Origin of the sequence: Thiofilum sp., from assembly GCF_016711335.1 — a bacterium.
Taxonomy (GTDB): Bacteria; Pseudomonadota; Gammaproteobacteria; order Thiotrichales; family Thiotrichaceae; genus Thiofilum.
The window spans coordinates 2663695-2683201 of sequence record NZ_JADJTF010000001.1 but is presented as its reverse complement, the minus strand read 5'-3'; the positions used below and the strand labels follow the sequence as shown (position 1 = coordinate 2683201).

The 19507-nt window shown below is 43.6% G+C and carries 21 protein-coding genes and 1 pseudogene; 11 read left to right on the top strand and 11 right to left on the bottom strand.

Translation table 11 applies throughout. The features are described from left to right. Positions 1–2: 2 nt before the first annotated feature. The 3 genes from IPL34_RS12860 to IPL34_RS12850 all read right to left on the bottom strand — a co-directional run bounded on the left by IPL34_RS12860 (position 3) and on the right by IPL34_RS12850 (position 2486). Positions 3–431: a protein tyrosine phosphatase family protein gene (locus IPL34_RS12860; RefSeq protein ID WP_296841847.1), complete on the bottom strand. Its 429-nt coding sequence runs from the start codon at positions 429–431 to the stop codon at positions 3–5. Next, on the bottom strand, positions 428–1687 hold the full coding sequence (gene yjeH, locus IPL34_RS12855; RefSeq protein WP_296841846.1) for an L-methionine/branched-chain amino acid transporter: 1260 nt from the start codon (positions 1685–1687) through the stop codon (positions 428–430). The genes IPL34_RS12860 and yjeH overlap by 4 nt, the downstream gene beginning before the upstream one ends. Before the next feature lie 217 nt (positions 1688–1904). After that, the gene (locus IPL34_RS12850) at positions 1905–2486 is read right to left on the bottom strand and encodes a carbonic anhydrase (protein ID WP_296841845.1); all 582 of its coding nucleotides are present in this window, start codon (positions 2484–2486) and stop codon (positions 1905–1907) included. 341 nt (positions 2487–2827) lie between these two features. Between IPL34_RS12850 and IPL34_RS12845 the strand changes: the two genes are divergently transcribed. The 7 genes from IPL34_RS12845 (at position 2828) to IPL34_RS12815 (ending at position 9546) form a co-directional block, all read left to right on the top strand. Further along, entirely contained in the window at positions 2828–3433 is a 606-nt protein-coding gene (locus IPL34_RS12845) for an alpha/beta hydrolase (RefSeq protein WP_296841844.1), read from the top strand. 204 nt (positions 3434–3637) lie between these two features. Continuing rightward, positions 3638–4111: a rhodanese-like domain-containing protein gene (locus IPL34_RS12840; RefSeq protein WP_296841843.1), complete on the top strand. Its 474-nt coding sequence runs from the start codon at positions 3638–3640 to the stop codon at positions 4109–4111. Between the two features lie 14 nt (positions 4112–4125). Continuing rightward, positions 4126–5055: a serine O-acetyltransferase EpsC gene (gene epsC / locus IPL34_RS12835; protein WP_296841842.1), complete on the top strand. Its 930-nt coding sequence runs from the start codon at positions 4126–4128 to the stop codon at positions 5053–5055. A 51-nt stretch (positions 5056–5106) separates the two neighbouring features. Then, a complete protein-coding gene (locus IPL34_RS12830) occupies positions 5107–6036 on the top strand; it encodes a family 2A encapsulin nanocompartment shell protein (protein WP_296841841.1) in 930 nt (309 codons plus the stop codon). Further along, positions 6011–7720, top strand: coding sequence for a family 2A encapsulin nanocompartment cargo protein cysteine desulfurase (locus IPL34_RS12825; protein ID WP_296841840.1), 1710 nt, complete (start codon positions 6011–6013; stop codon positions 7718–7720). Before IPL34_RS12830 ends, IPL34_RS12825 begins: the two co-directional genes overlap by 26 nt. 173 nt (positions 7721–7893) lie before the next feature. Continuing rightward, positions 7894–8229, top strand: coding sequence for a c-type cytochrome (locus tag IPL34_RS12820; RefSeq protein WP_296841839.1), 336 nt, complete (start codon positions 7894–7896; stop codon positions 8227–8229). 12 nt (positions 8230–8241) lie between these two features. Then, the gene (locus IPL34_RS12815; protein WP_296841838.1) at positions 8242–9546 is read left to right on the top strand and encodes an FCSD flavin-binding domain-containing protein; all 1305 of its coding nucleotides are present in this window, start codon (positions 8242–8244) and stop codon (positions 9544–9546) included. Between the two features lie 116 nt (positions 9547–9662). Here IPL34_RS12815 and tauD read toward each other — a convergent pair whose 3' ends face one another. From tauD to IPL34_RS12775, 8 genes are all read right to left on the bottom strand, one after another. Continuing rightward, positions 9663–10493: a taurine dioxygenase gene (tauD, locus tag IPL34_RS12810; RefSeq protein WP_296841837.1), complete on the bottom strand. Its 831-nt coding sequence runs from the start codon at positions 10491–10493 to the stop codon at positions 9663–9665. A gap of 42 nt (positions 10494–10535) precedes the next feature. Then, positions 10536–11393: a taurine ABC transporter permease TauC gene (tauC, locus tag IPL34_RS12805; protein WP_296841836.1), complete on the bottom strand. Its 858-nt coding sequence runs from the start codon at positions 11391–11393 to the stop codon at positions 10536–10538. Further along, positions 11390–12175: a taurine ABC transporter ATP-binding subunit gene (gene tauB, locus IPL34_RS12800; RefSeq protein ID WP_296841835.1), complete on the bottom strand. Its 786-nt coding sequence runs from the start codon at positions 12173–12175 to the stop codon at positions 11390–11392. Before tauB ends, tauC begins: the two co-directional genes overlap by 4 nt. Positions 12176–12180: 5 nt before the next feature. Next, a complete protein-coding gene (tauA, locus tag IPL34_RS12795; protein ID WP_296841834.1) occupies positions 12181–13173 on the bottom strand; it encodes a taurine ABC transporter substrate-binding protein in 993 nt (330 codons plus the stop codon). A 300-nt stretch (positions 13174–13473) separates the two neighbouring features. Continuing rightward, positions 13474–13734 carry a hypothetical protein gene (locus IPL34_RS12790; RefSeq protein WP_296841833.1) on the bottom strand — a complete coding sequence of 87 codons (261 nt, stop codon included), beginning with the start codon at positions 13732–13734 and terminating at the stop codon, positions 13474–13476. A gap of 6 nt (positions 13735–13740) precedes the next feature. Then, positions 13741–14019, bottom strand: a complete 279-nt coding sequence (locus IPL34_RS12785) for a pyridoxal-phosphate dependent enzyme (RefSeq protein WP_366931045.1) — start codon at positions 14017–14019, stop codon at positions 13741–13743. Between the two features lie 66 nt (positions 14020–14085). Further along, positions 14086–14514, bottom strand: a complete 429-nt coding sequence (gene tnpA, locus IPL34_RS12780; RefSeq protein WP_296839491.1) for an IS200/IS605 family transposase — start codon at positions 14512–14514, stop codon at positions 14086–14088. Between the two features lie 31 nt (positions 14515–14545). Further along, on the bottom strand, positions 14546–15316 hold the full coding sequence (locus tag IPL34_RS12775) for a pyridoxal-phosphate dependent enzyme (RefSeq protein WP_296841832.1): 771 nt from the start codon (positions 15314–15316) through the stop codon (positions 14546–14548). Between the two features lie 256 nt (positions 15317–15572). On the opposite strand from IPL34_RS12775, the gene IPL34_RS12770 reads away from it, so the two are divergent. From IPL34_RS12770 to IPL34_RS12755, 4 genes and pseudogenes are all read left to right on the top strand, one after another. Continuing rightward, positions 15573–16592, top strand: coding sequence for a sulfate ABC transporter substrate-binding protein (locus IPL34_RS12770; protein WP_296841831.1), 1020 nt, complete (start codon positions 15573–15575; stop codon positions 16590–16592). Positions 16593–16719: 127 nt separating this feature from the next. Beyond that, positions 16720–17571: a sulfate ABC transporter permease subunit CysT gene (cysT, locus tag IPL34_RS12765; protein WP_296841830.1), complete on the top strand. Its 852-nt coding sequence runs from the start codon at positions 16720–16722 to the stop codon at positions 17569–17571. Then, positions 17568–18521 (top strand): annotated as a pseudogene (cysW, locus tag IPL34_RS12760) (sulfate ABC transporter permease subunit CysW). Before cysT ends, cysW begins: the two are co-directional and overlap by 4 nt. Then, positions 18437–19501 (top strand): sulfate ABC transporter ATP-binding protein, encoded by a 1065-nt coding sequence (locus IPL34_RS12755; protein ID WP_366931099.1) that lies wholly within the window; start codon positions 18437–18439, stop codon positions 19499–19501. Before cysW ends, IPL34_RS12755 begins: the two are co-directional and overlap by 85 nt. Positions 19502–19507: the final 6 nt, after the last annotated feature.

The window sequence follows — 19507 nt, the reverse complement described above, 5'->3', positions numbered from 1 at the left end:
TATCAAGTCTTTGCCGTCATAAACGCTTGCCACACCTCATCAGGTTCCCACTCTGGCAAGCGTACTGCTTGAGCCTCATACTCTGATACCTTTAATACCTCACGATAATAACGATACAAAAAGGCTGAGGCGCGATAATTGAGCGCACAATGCACCCAAATTTTCTCATCCTTAAGCAAGCTCATGAGCGTAAAAAACTGTTGCAGATGCCATTCATTCGGTGCTTCAAACGGTACGGGAATATGAAAATAGCTCATACCACGCTCAATCACCTCAAAACCTTCTTCAGGAAACGCATTGGGTGAGGTCGGCATGGCTAGATTAATCACAGCTTTGCAACCTTGCTCGGCAATCTGATCGATTTCATTGAATAAGGGCTGTCCTGAGCTGGTGATCAACGGTGAAATAGTGCGTTGATTTAAAATAGTCATGATTTCACCTCCGCAGCACGCCACTTATTGAGCAACGCATAAACCATAAATAACCCAACCACCGCCAACGCGTAATAGCTTTCTTCACCCAAAAACACAAACATAAATGCACATAAAAAAGTGCTTAAGACCGCTACAATTTGCGCCCAACCCGTCAATAGTTTTACACCCGCTAACATGCACAACAGATATAGCAAGACAAAATTGCCATTGGCATAACGAATTAAACTATCCAGATCGCTTTGCCACCACCAAAATAAAGTTGCAAATACCATACAAGTCAGTACGGTGGCATAAAGCGCATGGGTAGGGATTTTACGCACATTGGTATGTGCTAAATAACGCGGCAATTTACCCTCATCCGCTAAGCTCCAGATCAAACGCGCAAAGCCTTGCACATAAATATTCATGGAAGCAAAACACGCCAAAAAGCCAATGATTGCCGCTATCCAACGCGCCTCCGCTCCAAATAATAAGGTGATCATATGCGGTACAGACTGAGTATTGGCTTCATGAGTACCATAGGCTCCAAGCTTAATCACCACCACTGCACACGCCCAATACACTAAGCCCGCGATTAAAATCCCTAATAATATAGCAATCGGTAAATCACGTTCGGGGCGGCGAAATTCCTCGCCTAAATGCGCGAAAGCCTCTAAGCCTACAAAGCACCAAAACATCACGCCCATAGCACGGGTAATATCGGGCAAGGCATTCTCAGTCATCGCGGGAGGGGTAATGTCTGTTAGACTGATATTCGTACCCCACCATAAGGCAACTACCATAGCAATAATTAATAAAGCAATGACTAGCTGCACCTGCCCCGAAGTTTTTGCCCCTGCTAGCCCCAAGCCTAACATAGCTAATAAGGTAAGGATTTGAATCAACAGTAATTCCCAAGCAGGCAAAGCCCACACCGATTGCACAAACCCAACCGCTATCATGAGTGCTGCGGGTAAGCCTACGGGTATGACGGTGAGAAATAATAAGGCAGTGAGCATTTCCCACTGAGCGCCAAAGCTACGGCTAATATAATGGCTCACCCCTCCTGCATGCGGATAGCGTCGCCCCAACTCTGCAAAGGTTAGCCCTAGAGGAATCACTAATAAGATCAGTAATATCCACGACCATAGTGATTCCTGCTGAGCGACGGTTGCGCCCAAGGCGGGAATCACAAATATGCCCGTGCCTAAGAGTGAGGTGGTGAGCAGGCTAGTACCGCTTAATATGCCTAGCTCCTGATGTAATCGCGCCATAGTGCGTCCTTTAGCAATCGTTAAGGCGCTATGATACGAGGGAGCAAGAGGGGCGACTACTGGCAAAACGTGTTATTTCATCGTCAAAGCGTTGGATTGAAACCTCTATTTTATTAGTACCATTGTCCAAACTAAGTTTTTAGTACCAGAGTAATGCTGTCGTACTCTGGTCAGACTCTAACTGATTTGCCACCAAGTAATTAAGCTCTAACGCCTACTAGGCACTACGCCCTGCCTCAGTAGCCTCCGGTACTTCTACTAAACGTCCGGTTTTGCAATCGTAAATATAGCCATAAATAGGAATATCATTCGGTACTAAGGGGTGATTACGAATCCGCTTAACATCCTCCACCACACTTTGCTCACGTTGGGGAATAGTGAGCCATTGAATATAGCGTCCCTCGCCACTGCCCTCACCCACTCCGCTATCATGCCAACCGTTTGCATCAATTGTTGCCGTTTTTAAACTGCTGGCGAGCAAATTGCCCATAATCTCATTAGAAAACAGCTCCATACCGCAATCAGTATGATGAATCACAAACCACTCACGCGTACCTAGTAACTTATAAGAAATGACCAATGACCGAATAGCATCATCACTCGCACGCCCCCCCGCATTACGAATCACATGCGCATCCCCCTCAGACAAACCCGCATATTTAGCTGGATCAAGGCGGGCATCCATACACGTTAAAATGGCAAAATGCCGCGCAGGTGGCAGGGCGAGCTGCCCTTTATCTCCAAAATTAGCGACATACTCTGCATTAGCTGCCAATACTTCACTCAGTATTTGACTCATTTCACACTCCTCTCAACGGTTATAACACTAAACACTTATCAAGGCTTAGCACCTAAAGATAGTAGCGCGTTACCTAAGGGGGTGCGCTTTCCCACAGTATTAACCATTTAATAGCCATTCTGTTAGGCGATTCAAAGTAATCGTACACTCATGCCAATACGTCTGTGTAGACTTCAGTGCGGCACTCCTAACACTAAAACTGTTCCAAAATGCACAATGATTTTTGTGCTAGATCTTGCTTACTACGTTTTTATAATAACTAATCCATTTTTTCTTAGTTCATTTTAGAACTTAAGCTTACTAAAGTACCTGCATATTAAAATGAATGCGAGGAGTGCTTAATGGAACATATTCTCATAGTGCCCGGACTTTATGGGAGTGAACTGCAACATTGGCAGACTTGGATTGAGCGCAAACTACCCAACACCATACGTGTAGAACAAGACAACTGGGATAACCCAGTACTCATTGAATGGTCACGCCGCATTGTTGAGTACATTGATCAGCATCGCGGTAAGATTTGGTTGATTGCGCACAGTTTTGGCTGCTTAGCGAGTGTCCATGCTGCTTTTCAACGCCCTGAACGTATCACAGGCGCTATGCTAGTCGCTCCTGCTGAGCCAAACCGTTTTAACGTACAAGGTTTTGTTATGGGCAAACCCTACATTAACTCTGCTCACACAATCGCCTCTCAATTGCCCAAACAGCCCCTACCCTTTCCTAGCGCTATAGTAGCCAGCACTAATGATCCTTGGATGAGTGTGGAGAGTGCACAAGCATGGGCGGATGCTTGGGAAAGTTTATTAATTAATATTGGGGATGCGGGTCACATTAATGTCGCTTCGGGTTTTGGTGCGTGGCCAAAAGGCTTAGAAATCTTTAATGACCTGTACCAATCTCAAGCTTATCTCCCTCAAGGCTCTTTTAGCCTAGCTAGTAGTTTTTAATTTAACAGTTTTATTAAATACTTAGTGATTAAGCATATGGGTTAAACTATATGCTTATAGCTATTTTATAATTAGCTTATAGAAATTAATCTAATACCAAAAACCATATAACCATTTCACATTTAATTATTTCTCTCCAGATAGCACTTTTGCTAGCCTAAGCACATTCGTTTTTAGCTTAAAAATACTTTAGGGAGTACTATCATGAGTGAAGTTTTAAATTTAGACAATCACCAACCTAGTAACTGCTTCACCTTCAACTCAGCTAGTCCCTATAATGCTAAACTCCCTTATGCGGGAAGTTTTCACCCTAGACAAGCTTGGCATTTAATTCAAAATGGCTTAGCTATTTTAATCGATGTGCGTACTTTAGAAGAATTAACTTTTGTAGGCTCAGTGCCTAATAGTATTCATATTCCTTGGGCTATAGGGACTCATCTCACGCGTAATCCTCGCTTTGTTAAAGAATTAGAACGTAAATTCTCTAAACATCAAACACTTTTATTCATTTGTCGTAGCGGTAAACGTTCGGCTCAAGCAGCAGAAGCAGCTACTAAAGCGGGCTTCACTCAAGTCTTTAATGTAGCTCAAGGTTTCGAGGGTGACTTAGATGAAAACCAACAACGGGGTCAACTAGGTGGTTGGCGCTTTCATCATTTACCTTGGCAACAAAACTAATGGAATTTCAATCGATGAAGCAATTACCGGAAACTGATCTTTACCCTAAACAAGGTTGGCATTTAGAAACTATCGTCAATGAACTAAAAGAGCTGCGTCAAGCATGGCGGCAAGAATATAATCATCTGGATTTAAATAATGGGCATTACTTTCCCTCTCAAGAGGTATTACACCATACGGTTAAAACACTAGCTCATGTATTATTTCCATTACGCTTAGGTCCCGCTCATTTAAATACTGAAACCGAAGATTATTATGTAGGGCTTAAACTCGATACTGCACTTAATAGCTTATTTGCTCAAGTGAAACTAGAGTTAGCCTATAATTACCAGTTTCAATCATACTCTCCCGATGAGAACTTTCATTTAGAAATACAGGCTAAGCAATTGGTCTATGACTTTGCCAAAACACTTCCCACTATTAGAAAAAATCTCGATTTAGATGTATTAGCGGCTTTTAATGGTGATCCTGCTGCTCGCACGGTAGATGAAGTACTCATTTGCTATCCGGGGATTAAAGCCATTCTCTATCACCGCATCGCGCACGAATTATATTTAAAAGACCTGACCTTAATTGCTCGCATGATTGCGGAATTAGCCCACTCAGAAACCGGAATTGATATTCATCCGGGAGCTACGATTGATAGTGGCTTTTTTATTGATCATGGCACAGGCGTCGTCATTGGTGAGACGAGTGTGATTGGCAAAAACGTGCGCCTTTATCAAGCCGTTACCTTAGGTGCTAAAAGCTTTCCTAAGAATATCGATGGTAGTTTGCAAAAGGGTTTGCCCCGCCACCCTGTGCTAGAGGATGACGTAGTGATTTATGCCGGAGCCACAGTATTAGGGCATGTCACTATTGGGCAAGGGTCTACTATTGGCAGCAATGTATGGCTCACCCATGCGGTTCCACCTCATAGCTATATCACTCAAAGTTCTCATTAACACTCTTTAAGTTTTTAATTTTATTATTTATTCTGCAAGGAGAAGCCCCTCATGGCTGAAACGGAATACACTCAACGCGCGTTGAGTGATAACGCCGCGCGGCAGTTAGCGAATGCGACCAAAACTGCTCCGCAATTATCGACTATTACCCCACGCTGGTTAGTACAACTCTTACAATGGGTTCCGGTAGAAGCAGGCATTTATCGTGTCAATCGCGTGAGTAATCCTCAAGACGTTAGAGTTGCCTGTACTCAACGCGATGAATCCTCACTGCCTGAAACTTTCGTCGATTACGATACGGCTCCTCGTGAGTACTTTCTAAATGGTGTATCTACTATTCTAGATGTACACACGCGAGTATCCGATTTATACAGCAGCCCACATGATCAAATCCGTGAGCAATTGCGTTTAACTATTGAAACCATTAAAGAGCGCCAAGAAAGTGAGCTAATTAATAATCCTGAATATGGATTACTAGCCAGTGTTAGCGAGGAACAACGCCTCTCTACCCTGACAGGTGCACCGACACCGGACGATTTGGATGATTTATTACGTAAAGTCTGGAAAGAACCCGGATTCTTTTTAACCCATCCTTCGGGTATTGCTGCTTTTGGGCGTGAATGTACACGGCGCGGTGTACCGCCTCCTACTGTTAGCTTATTTGGTTCACAATTTATTACTTGGCGCGGTATTCCTTTAATTCCGTCAGACAAAGTACCTGTTGAGAATGGCAAAACCAAAATTTTATTAGTGCGCAGTGGGGAAAAACGTCAAGGAGTCGTCGGTTTATTTCAACCCGGTTTAGTAGGCGAGCAAAGTCCGGGATTATCGGTACGCTTCATGGGTATTAATCGCAGTGCGATAGCTTCTTATTTGGTATCTCTTTATTGCTCACTGGCAGTACTGACCGAGGATGCACTAGCTGTGTTAGATGATGTGGAGGTGGACAAGTATCATGACTACCCAGACACCTATAAGTAATACAGGTGCTCCGGTGGATGAGGCTTGGCTAGCACAGCTAGCCTCTAGCCTATTTGGAGCACTTCCCACTGAAGCAACACCTACTATTCCGCCCACTGTGGCACTCTTGCCCCAGAATGATGTACAGCATTGGGTGAATACTCCAGCATTGGTACAACGGCTTCCTGCCTTAGTCTCTAGTAGCGCGGCAACCGGAACCATACCCTATAGCTATCCCGATTTTACTAGCAAACCCAAAGGATTGGGTTTACCAGACCTTGATTTAAGTAAGCTTGATTTAGGCTTAGTCAACCAAGCTTTTGCTAATCCTAGTGCTCATAATAGCGCTCCTAATCAAGCACCTTACTATTTCTTAGAGTACGCCAATCCTCACCCAAGTACTGTAATCCATACCCCTATTATTCCCAGCTCGCCTTCAGGTGTGTACAGTCATCAAGGTTTTACCGCTCCCCCTTCTATACCTCGCACCTCTTTTGATATTCATGCGATACGACGTGACTTTCCTATTTTGCAGGAACGTGTGAATGGCAAACCTTTAATTTGGTTTGATAATGCAGCCACTACCCAAAAGCCACAGGTAGTGATTGATCGCCTTAGTTATTTCTACCAACATGAAAACTCTAATGTGCATCGTGCTGCTCATGAACTCGCGGCTCGTGCCTCTGATGCTTATGATAATGCACGTCAAACCATCGCTCATTTCATCGGTGCACAATCAGCCGAAGAAGTGATTTTTGTACGCGGCACGACCGAAGGTATTAATTTAATCGCTAAATCATGGGGCAAACAAAACCTCAAAGCAGGCGATGAGATCATTATTTCCCACTTAGAGCATCACGCCAATATAGTACCTTGGCAACAATTGCGCGAAGAGATCGGGATAGTGCTTAAGGTGATTCCAGTGGATGATCACGGGCAATTGCTATTACACGAATACGTCAAGCTGCTGAGCACTAAAACTAAACTGGTATCCGTGACACAAGTGTCTAATGCTCTAGGGACTATCACACCCATTGAGGAAATAGTGGCTCTAGCGCATAGCGTCGGTGCTAAGACCTTAATCGATGGTGCACAGGGTATTTCGCATCTTCCGGTCAATGTACAAGCCTTAGATACGGACTTTTATGTGTTTTCAGGGCATAAGATTTTTGGTCCGACGGGAATTGGTACGGTCTATGGTAAGGCTGAATTACTCGACCAAATAAAACCGTGGCAAGGGGGTGGTAATATGATTGAAGATGTGACTTTTGAGCACACAGTCTATCGTAAACCACCACTACGTTTTGAAGCGGGTACGGGTAATATTGCCGATGCAGTAGGCTTAGCTACCGCATTGGATTATGTGAGTCGTTTAGGTTTACCCACTATTGCAGCGTATGAGCATGCTTTAGTGGAGTATGCAACTGAGCACTTAAAACCGATTAAAGGAGTGCGTTTGATTGGAACAGCACCGCTTAAAGCGAGTGTGGTGTCCTTTGTATTAGACGGCTATACCACTGAACAAGTGGGCAAAGCGCTTAATCAAGAGGGCATTGCAGTACGTACAGGTCATCATTGTGCGCAACCGATTTTGCGCCGTTTTGGTTTAGAAGCCACGGTGCGCCCCTCCTTTGCGTTTTATAATACCTTTGAGGAAATTGATGTGCTGGTGAATGTGGTGAAACGTTTAAGCCGGAAATACTAAGCCTAACTATGTTAAAGGCGATCAAAAGTCGCCTTTTATCTAATTTTTGTACTTCAATATAAATCTTTAGCACTTTTTAAAATAAGCTAAGCAAATTTAGTTATTTCTCATCATGACTATGCCCTTGTTAAATAGGCTCTATTGTTTTTATAGCCTATCGAAGGAATATCCTCATGCGGTCATACTCGACACTCCTACGCTTAAGTTGTTTAAGCTTAGTTTTATATCTACCTGTCACTCAAGCGGCTGATAATACATCCCCTATTAGTCGTGGAAGTTTATTGACTCAGCCCTGTTTTGCTTGTCATGGCCCTCAAGGTGTCAGTAGTGGCATACCCATTCCTAGCTTGAATGGTTACAGTGAAACCAAACTACAAGAACTCTTATTAGCTTTTAAGAGCGGAGAGCGCCCCGCCACCCTAATGAATCGCATTGCCAAGGGCTATAGCGATGAAGACCTGAAACTCATTGCCAACTACCTAGCCACTCAGCCCAATACCGCTCAATAAAGGAGTACCCTCATGTCTACTATTTCACGTCGTACTGTATTAAAAGCGGGCTTAGGTACTGCGGCTTTAGGTTTAATGGGCTTTCCCCTCATTTCGTGGGGTGCTGGGGCAAAAGTGATTGTGATTGGTGGGGGTAGTGGTGGAGCCACCGCTGCTCGCTATCTACGCCGTTTTGATCCCAGTATTGAAGTCACCTTAATTGAACGCAACCCGATTTATCACACCTGCTATATGAGTAATGAGGTCATTGCTGGAGAACGCTCGCTAGACAGCATTGGCTTTAATTACGAAAATTTACGTAAAGCGGGTATCAATGTAGTCATTGATGAAGTTACTCAAGTAGATACTCAAACCAAAACCGTCACCACTCAACAGGGGACATTCAAATACGATAAATTAGTGGTATCGCCGGGCACTGATTTAAAATGGGATGCGATTGAAGGGTATGATGAGCAAGCCGCGACAATAATTCCTCATGCGTGGAAAGCCGGTGAACAAACAACCTTATTACGTAACCAACTAGAAGCTATGACGGATGGTGGTCTAGTAGTCATTTCAGTACCTGCTAATCCGTATCGTTGCCCACCGGGTCCTTATGAGCGAGCCAGCTTAGTGGCACAATACCTTAAGCAATATAAACCTAAGTCTAAAGTGCTCATTTTAGATGCTAAGTCATCTTTTTCTAAACAAGAGTTATTTATCGAAGGTTGGAAAAAGCTCTATGGCTATGGGACTGATAATAGCCTGATTGAATGGAAGGGTTTAGAAGATCAGGCTGAAGTCAAAAAAGTAGATGTTAACACTCGCACAGTGACTACAGCTTTTAGTGACGATATTAAAGCAGCCGTACTCAATATTATTCCTCCGCAAAAAGCTGGCAAACTCGCCCATGATATAGGCTTAGCCAATGAAGCAGGCTGGTGTCCAGTGGATTTCAAAACATTTGAGTCGACTTTGCATAAAGATGTCTATGTCATTGGGGATGCTTGTATTGCAGGGGCTATGCCTAAATCAGCCTACTCCGCTAATTCACAAGCTAAAACAGCCGCCGCCGCCATTGTGAGCACTTTACAGGGTAAGGAATTAGCTGAAACCTCACATATTAATACGTGTTACAGTCTTGTGGGCAAAGACTACGGTATCTCTATTGCAGCAGTCTATAAGGTCGGCACTACCGAAGAAGGTAAACCTTCTATTGTGAGCGTGAAAGATGCGGGTGGTGTATCACCCCTAGCTGTCAGCGATGAGGTACGTAAAACCGAGGCTGCTTATGCACATGGCTGGTATAAAAACATTACTCAAGAGCTATTTGGGTAGCTAAACTCTCGATGAGAGTTAAACCATGTAATTAACTCTCCAAACTAAAAAGGCCTTCTAATTAAATTAGAAGGTCTTAAACATCCGACCGTTTTATATGAATAATTTTTATTAATTTAATAAGGTTTGTCACCTAAAATAGTAGCTCGCTGCATAATACGATGCGCTTTACCATAATCATTCGTTGCATAGTGCTGAGTCGAGCGATTATCCCAAAAGGCAATATCATTCACTTGCCAATGCCAGCGTACCGTATATTCAGGGCGTGCAATATGCTTAAATAAAAATGCCAAAATAGCATCGCTTTCAGGCTTAGGTAGTTCATTAATGACTGTTGTGAAACTCTCATTAACAAATAAAGCCTTTAACCCTGTTACTGGATGCGTTCTGATAACAGGATGAATCACAGGTGGATTAGTTAAACGTGCTTTTTCCCATTGCTCAGCTGTTTCTGGAGTATTGCCAAAACGCTCTTTTGGAAAAGACTGTACAAAATCATGGGTAGCGGTTAAACCCTCTAATAACTTACGTAATTGCGGTGATAGTCCTTGCCAAGCGGCAAAGCCACTAGACCATAAAGTATCACCGCCATACTCAGGCACTTGTTTAGCACTTAAAATACAGGCAGCAGGTGGGGTTTGAATAAAGGTTACATCGGTATGCCAAATAGCATTATCTGTTAGATCAGTTTGGTAATTATCCAGTACTAAGACCTCTGGTACATTCGGAACCTTGGGATAAATGGGATGTAAATGCAAATCACCAAATGAGCGAGCAAAATCACGTTGCTGCTCCGCAGTAATCGGCTGATTACGTACAAAAAGCACTTGATAAGTCACTAAAGCCTCTTGTAATTGCTGCTGCTCTTGCCACGCAATGGGCTGAGTAAAATCAATGCCTAAGACTTCTGCGCCAATGGCGGGGGTTAAACGTTTAAAACTTAGCATAAAGGTAATCTCGATTTAACGATTTAAAAAGCTAGGGGTGATTTATTCGCTATGGCTATACCAAGGAGTTAGGCGCTTTTGTAGCTGACGCAAAGCCATTTCAATAGCAAAGGCAATCAATGCAATCACTAAAATGCCCAAAATAACTACATCGGTTACTAAAAATTGTGCGGCTGATTGCACCATAAAGCCTAAGCCACGAGTGGCTGCCACCAATTCGGCAGCTACCAAGGTGGACCATCCCGCCCCCAAGCCAATACGAATCCCTGTAAGAATGCTAGGTAGGGCACTAGGTAAAATCACATACCACAGTAGTTGTTGTTTGGATGCTCCTAAAGAAAGTGCTGCATATTTACGGCTTTTATTCGTAGCCAAGACACCGTGAGCGGTGGCTATAATAATAGGTGCTAAAATAGCTAGAAAAATCAACAAGACTTTAGTCAACTCACCAATGCCAAACCAAATGACTAATAAAGGTAAGTAAGCTAAGGGAGGAATAGGTCGATAGATTTCTACTAGGGGGTCTAATAGTCCTTGCACCACTCGATTGCAACCCATCCACAAACCCAACGGGATACCTATAGCAACAGCAAACGCCAAGCCTAATAAAATACGTTGTAAGCTCGCCAGCGTATGCTGCCATAACGTTGCATCCATAAAGCCTGTGCTACTCACAAGGATAAATTTATCCCCGACCGCTTGAGGGGCTGGAAGAAATAACGCAGGCACAAACTGTAAGGCACTTACCAACCACCATAAGGCAGTCAGCATCACCACACTGAATCCACCCAGCCATAGATATTGATACTGCTGCCACCCTTTCCACTGTCTAATAGTGTGAATGAGAGGGGTAGTTGACCCTAATGATTTCAAAGCCAGTTCAGACTCTAATGCACTCATATAGCCTCCTTGAGATCGTGAGGAGTGAGGCTCTCCACCAATTGCTCACGTAAATTAATAAACAAAGGATCGGATTTAATGGAGCGTAAAGGCTCGCCCAGCAAATAACGCTGGTTAAAACTTAAACTTAATTCGGTTTGAATTTTCCCCGGACGGGGCGTCATCAATATCAAATGCGTGGCTAAGATCAGAGCTTCTTCAATATCATGGGTAATAAGGAAAATACGCTGCTTAGTATGCGACCACGCTTTAAGCAATAATCCCTGCATGGCTGAACGGGTAAAAACGTCTAAAGCTCCAAACGGTTCATCCATCAGCAAGACTTCCGAATGTACCGCGAGCGCACGCGCTATGCCTACACGCTGACGCATCCCACCCGATAACTGCCAAATATTGGAATCCTCAAACCCTGTTAAACCTACTAAAGCGATTACTTCTTTAGCCCTTTTAGTACGCTCAGCTAGAGTAATACCCTGCAATCTCAAGCCAAAAGCGACATTATCGATCACATTCAACCAAGGTAATAAGGCATCATCTTGAAACACGACCGCCCGCTCAGCCGAAGGACCTTTTAGCGCCTTACCGTTTAAGGTGACCTTACCCGCACTAGGTTCAACAAAGCCTGCTAATACATTTAACAGCGTAGTTTTACCGCAACCAGAGGGACCAAGAGCTACAGTTAAATCACGTTCACCTATAGATAGGGATACATTATCCAGCGCTGCAAAAGCCTGCTCTGGATAATGTACAAAAAGATGTTCAACGCATAAGTCGTTGCTCATAATCACTACTCAGCCGCATTTTTAACAAACTGATTAGTAACATAAGGCAGGTAATCGGCTTGAACTGTTTCCACCTTGCCCTGTGACTTTAAAAACTCAGCCGTCTTTTTAATCGCATCTGCAAAGTTTTGAGTGAGAATATCGACCTGCTCTTTAGCACTGGGATAACGATTACCTGCTAAGAAAACACTAATATCTTCGGTTTTTGAGCCAGTAATACGCGCAATTTTTTCTAAATTACTCGCATCTGCAACATATGATTTGGGATCTTGATTATAACGAGCCGTTTCAGTGGTCGTGACCTTAGCAAATTGAGTTAAAAAATTAGGGTTTTTCTCAGCGAAGTCTTTTCGTGTAATCCAAACATCAAACGTAGGTGAACCCCATTTACCTACCTCATCCGAATTGGTGAGTTCTTTACCCGACGCTTTGGCTTTACCTAAAGCAGGTTCCCATACATAAGCTGCATCAATATCACCGCGCTCCCAAGCCGCTGATATTTCACTAGGTCTTAGATTAATGATTTCAACCTTTTTAGGATCAACTCCCCAATGATTGAGTGCTGCTAATAAACTGTAATGCGTAGTCGATACGAAAGGCACTGCAATCTTTTTACCTATCAAATCCTCTGGTTTAGTAATATTAGAGCCATTACGCACGACTAATGCCTCTGAGCTTCCTAATACCCCTGCAATTAAAAATGTTTGAATAGGTAAACCACGGCTTGCAGCTGCCGCTAAAGGACTAGAACCAATATTACCCACTACAATATCGCCAGACGCTACTGCTGCAATTACTTCAGCACCACTTTCAAATTTACGCCAATCAATTTCACGTCCCGTAGCCTTCTCATAAGCACCATCTGCTTGCGCTATTTTGGAGGGATCAACACCTGTTTGATAAGCAATAATGACTTTATTAGTTTCGTCAGCCTCCAATACTCCTAGCCATAATGTTGTACTAACGACTGCCGTCAACCATAATGATTTAGTATTCATTGATTAAAACCTTTTAATTAAATGGTGATTGAGAGGCTAACAAATCTTAAAATACTAAAGAACTAACTATTTGCGCTATACTTATATCGAATTGATCAATAAGAGGTAATTTTTAAGCCAACTAAACAAGATAAAAGAATAAGTAGGTTATTATTTATAGAAACATTTATAAAAACGATATGGGCAAGATAAAAGATAGCGCCTAAAGCATTTATAAAAACAACCCATTAGGCGCTTAATCATTATTTTAATTGATATAATTATTTTTAGCTGCATCTCTTACAACGTTCATTCATACAGCTAGTTTTGTGCACGTAAAACTCCTATTATTCCCACTAATATCCAAAAAACATTTAATACGGTATAGGCTCGATCCTTTTTTAAAATCGAGCACCATGCCAATAAGATCGCATCGCAGGTATTCACTACCCACACTAACATAAACGGACTCTGAGGCCCTAACCAACTCACTAGGCTAAAACTGGCAATACGCATTAATACGCCCAGCATTTCCAGTGATTTGATATGCCGCAGAATAAATTGATTAATAACTGTGATCATAAAAAGCTAAGAAATTAGCAATCCTTTCTCATCAAAAATACCTTCAAACAACGCTGAGCTTAAATAACGCTCCCCTGAATCGGGTAAAATCACCACAATGGTTTTACCTGCATTTTCCTCGCGTTGAGCCAAACGTGCCGCGACCGCTACCGCAGCCCCACACGAAATACCTGCTAAAATCCCCTCTTCACGTGTCAAGCGGCGAGCGTAATCAATCGCCTCTTCATTAGTTACCTGCTCAATCGTATCGACCAACGCTAAATCCAATACCTCTGGACTTAACAACCATCAGCTAAAGCTGAAGGGTTCGCTGAAAGGACTAAAGTCCGGATACGGGTCGAATAGACCCGTCTAGCCTTCTGTCTTAAAGTTATCCTCTAACCTCGGTTCAAAGTGATGCTCTAAATACGCCTTAATCATCTCAGCACTCAATTCCCCTGAAGTCGCACAAAAATAACCCCGCGCCCAAAAATGCTGTCCCCAATACCGCTTTCTTAAATCCGGGTAGCTTTCAAAGATTTTTGCCGCACTTCGACCCTTAATTCGGCGCATGATCTCGCTCGGTGCTAGCTCCGGTGGCACCGATAACAACAAATGCACATGATCCTTGCTCACCACCCCCTTCACTATTTCTATCTCAAAGGCTTGACAGGTTTGACGGATCAACTCCCGTATCTTTAACCCCACATCCCCTTTCAGTACCGGATAGCGGTATTTCGTCACAAATACAAAGTGATACTCAATCCGGTAGACGGTGTGGCTTCCATACCGATACTCCATCTCTCACGACCTCATGCCAACCTTCATCCAGCTAGTATCGCAGATAAATCTGACCGTCTAAAGACGGTGGTTTTAACCTTGAAGACGGACTAATAAATCCAGCACCAATACCCTGAATCTTATGAGGTGCAGGCTTAATCGGCTCACCATTACGTTTTTGGGTCAGTACTGGACTCGCGGTTGGCTCTACTGCTACCGATTGAATGGCTTTGCCCTGCACTTCTTTAAAATAGCGGGATACACCCGTGATCGTTCCGCCCGTGCCCACCCCTGAGACAAAAATATCAATATTGCCCTCCGTGGCATTCCAGATTTCAGGTCCCGTAGTTGCCACATGGATAGCGGGATTAGCGGGGTTTTTAAATTGTTGCAGCAATACATATTTATCAGGATCGGAGGCGGCAATTTCTTCGGCTTTAGCCACCGCACCATTCATACCTTTTGGCCCCTCAGTGAGTACCAGCTTTGCACCATAGGCACTCAGTAATTTACGCCGCTCAATACTCATGGTTTCAGGCATGGTTAGGGTCAAAGGAATACCGCGTGCTGCGGCCACAAAAGCTAATGCAATTCCGGTATTGCCGCTAGTGGGTTCGACTAGCTCTTTACCTGCGGTGAGTATGCCGCGCTTTTCAGCATCCCAGATCATGGCAGCACCAATACGACATTTGACCGAATAGGCGGGATTACGCCCTTCAATCTTGGCTAAGACGGTAGCTTTTGCATCACCGATGACACGATTGAGTTTGACGAGCGGAGTATTGCCAATCGATTGCGAATTATCATTAAACCAGTGCGACATTATAGTGTCCTCAATTGAGTTATTACGCTGTACTCTAATCACTCTGATTTATCATGAAAAATAATATAAAAGCATATCTATTTCACCATTTGTTATAAGCTCTACAGAATTATTATCTCAATAACGACTAAACACTGTCCTTCTAAATCACTTTTTTGCATAAGCAATGCGATTTTTCTTGGTTCGCTTTAATCAGCGCCCCCTCTACTATCCTCCTCACACAAACAATTACTCACAGCTTTACAGGATACTAGACATGGCATTTTCTAACTTTAAACGCACTTTATTAGGTGCTGCTCTGATTATCGGGATTAACACTTTTAGTTCATTTAGCCACGCAGCCGACGTAACGCTATTAAACGTCTCCTACGATCCTACTCGTGAGCTTTATGCAGACGTAGGCTTAGCTTTTACTAAGTATTGGAAAGAGAAAACGGGTGATAACCTCGAAATTAATCGCTCACACGGCGGCTCTGGTAAACAAGCGCGAGCATTAGTCGATGGTTTAGAGGGCGATGTAGCAACACTTGCGCTAGGCTATGACATTGATGAACTGGCTAAAGCCAATCTCATCTCTAAAGACTGGCAAAAGCTATTGCCACAAAACTCCACTCCTTACACTTCTACTATCGTGTTTTTAGTGCGTAAGGGTAATCCTAAAAATATTAAAGACTGGGATGATCTGGCTAAATCCGGTATCAATGTAGTCACTCCTAATCCTAAAACTTCAGGCGGTGCACGTTGGAACTACTTAGCTGCGTGGGGTTATGCCTTAAAACAACCCGGTGGTAATGAAGCCAAAGCACAAGCTTTTGTTAAACAAATCTTTGACAATGTAAAAGTACTCGACACCGGAGCGCGTGGCTCTACTACCACGTTCACCCAACGCAATGTCGGCGATGTACTGATCACTTGGGAAAATGAAGCCTACTTAGTACTCAATGAATTAGGCAAAGGTAACTATGAAATCGTCACACCGTCTTTGTCGATTTTAGCTGAGCCACCCGTCACGGTGGTAGAAAAATATGCCAAAAAACATGGCACTGAAGCAGTCGCTAAAGCTTACCTAGAATATTTATACACCCCCGAAGTGCAGGACATTATTGGCAAACATTATTTCCGCCCACGCGACAAAGCCGCCTTTGCTAAACATCAAGCTAACTTTGGTCAGGTGAAGCTATTTACCTTAGCCGAGCTATTTGGCACTTGGGAGCAAGTACAAGCTAAACACTTCAGCAATGGCGGTATCTTTGATCAAATCAAAGTAGCCCAATAACGGTATTAGTTAGCCATTAAGCGCAGGGGCAAACCAACGTGTTTGCCCCTGCGCATGTTTCAAAGGTTAAACCCATAGATAGCAGCCCCAACACAGTTAACTAGCACCGTACAAGACGAGAGACTCAATGGCCCAATCAGCATCGCTTAGAAAAGTACTCCCCGGTTTTAATCTAACCTTAGGCTATACCCTTGTTTATTTATCTTTGATCGTTTTAATTCCGCTCGCTGCGGTATTTATTGAAGCCTTTACGATGGACTGGACGAGTTTTTGGAAAACGATTAGCGCTCCTCAAGTCGTAGCCTCCTATAAAGTATCCTTTTTTACCTCGCTAATAGCTGCCTGCATCAATGTGGTCTTTGGTTTATTGCTGGCTTGGGTGCTAGTGCGTTATGAGTTTACAGGTAAGCGTTTTGTTGATGCTTTAATCGATCTACCGTTTGCTTTGCCAACAGCAGTGGCGGGCATTACCCTATCAGCGATCTATGCACCCAATGGTTGGATAGGTAGCTTACTAGACCCTTTGGGTATTCAAGTCGCCTTTACTCCTTTAGGTATTTTAGTCGCGCTCACTTTTATAGGCTTGCCGTTTGTAGTACGTACCGTGCAACCTGTTTTACAAGAATTGAGCATTGATTATGAAGAAGCCGCAACTACGCTCGGTGCATCACGCCTCCAAACCGTGCTTCATATTATCGCACCTGCTTTACTACCCGCGATCTTAACCGGATTTGCCTTAGCTTTTGCGCGGGCGGTGGGTGAGTATGGTTCGGTGATCTTTATTGCGGGCAATATACCAATGGTGTCCGAAATCACTCCCCTGTTGATTATTACTCATTTAGAACAATTTGATGTAGCCGGAGCAACGGCTATTGCGGCAGTCATGTTGGTGGTTTCGTTTGTACTTCTGCTGATTATCAATGGATTACAACATTGGGCGGCTCATCGTCGTTCCGAACTCAAGGGAGTGACGGTATGAGTGGAGCCATTTCTCATTTGGGGCAAACCGCCACCCATACTATCTATGAAACTAATCCAGCCACCGCTGAACCGCGCTGGGTTAAGTATTTATTACTCACTATTGCTTTGAGTTTTTTTGGTTTGTTTTTGTTATTGCCTTTAGCAGCGGTTTTTACTGAGGCTTTGCGTAAAGGTTGGGAAGCTTATTTAAGTGCTATCACTCATCCTGACACTGCCTCAGCTATTAAACTAACGCTATTAGCGGCAGGTATTGCTATCCCTTTAAATGTCATTTTTGGTATCGCAGCGGCATGGTGTATTAGCAAGTTTGACTTTACAGGTAAGCAATTTCTCATCACCTTAATTGACCTACCCTTTTCAGTCTCTCCGGTCGTAGCGGGCTTAATGTATGTATTAGTCTTTGGGGTCAATGGTTGGTTTGGGGCGTGGCTAGTAGAGCATGATATGAAAGTTATATTCGCCGTGCCGGGGATTGTATTAGCGACTATTTTTGTCACTTTTCCTTTTGTGGCGCGTGAATTGATTCCCCTAATGGAAGCACAAGGTACTGAAGCCGAGCAAGCCGCCGTCTCATTAGGTGCATCCGGTTGGCAAACCTTTTGGCATGTGACTCTGCCGAATATTAAATGGGGTTTGCTCTACGGCATTATTCTCGCTAATGCCCGTGCCATGGGTGAGTTTGGTGCGGTATCAGTCGTGTCAGGTCACTTGCGTGGACAAACAACTACCCTACCTTTGCATGTTGAAATTCTTTATAACGAGTATCAATTTGCCGCAGCATTTGCAGTGGCTTCTTTACTCGCTTTACTGGCGTTGGTTACTTTATTTATTAAATGGTTCGTGGAGTGGAAAGCAGCATGAGCATTGAAGTCAAAAACATTCATAAACACTTCGCGCAATTTCAAGCGCTGGATAATATCTCCCTTGAATTTCCTACGGGCGAATTAGTGGCACTCCTAGGACCTTCGGGCTGTGGAAAAACCACCTTGCTGCGTATTATTGCAGGCTTAGAGCAAGCGGATAGTGGTCAAGTCATTTTAGAAGGGGTAGATGCCTCGCATACTCATGTGCGCGAACGTCACATAGGCTTTATGTTTCAACATTATGCGCTGTTTCAGCATATGACGGTGTTTGACAATATTGCCTTTGGTTTACGCATTAAACCCAAAAAAACACGCCCCTCAGAAGCACAAATTACTAAGCGGGTAAATGAATTATTAGAGCTGATACAGCTAAGCACGCTAGCTAAACGCTATCCTAGTCAATTATCGGGTGGGCAACGCCAACGGATTGCACTAGCACGCGCTTTAGCCGTTGATCCTAAAGTACTATTACTCGATGAGCCTTTTGGTGCTTTGGATGCTAAGGTACGTAAAGAATTGCGCCGCTGGTTACGTCAACTGCATCATGAGCTACATATTACCTCGATTTTTGTTACCCACGACCAAGAAGAAGCACTCGAAGTCGCCGATCAAATCGTGCTGATGAATCGGGGCAAGGTAGAACAAGTAGGCACACCCCTAGCAGTATTCAATCACCCTGCGACTCCCTTTGCTTATAATTTCTTAGGCACATCTAATCGCTTTGAAGGGACTTGGGCGCAAGGTGCATTGCACTTATCAGGCAATCCTATAGCTATTAATGAATCTGCTACGGGTTTAAGCGAAGGAGATAAAGTCATTGCCTTTGCTCGCCCCCACGAATTAACCCTAGACCCGAATGTACAACAGGCAAAAGGTATTGCAGCGACTATTCAGCGTATCTTAGCTTTTGGTCCTACTGCACGAGTGGAGCTACAAGATACGTCCACGCAGACCGAGCATTTTGAAGTTGATATTCCAACCCTTGAGTTGCAGCAATTACAACTACGCGAAGGTCAGAAAGTGCGTTTAGTCCCTAATCAATTACGCGTGTTTGCAGCAGGATAGAGAGTG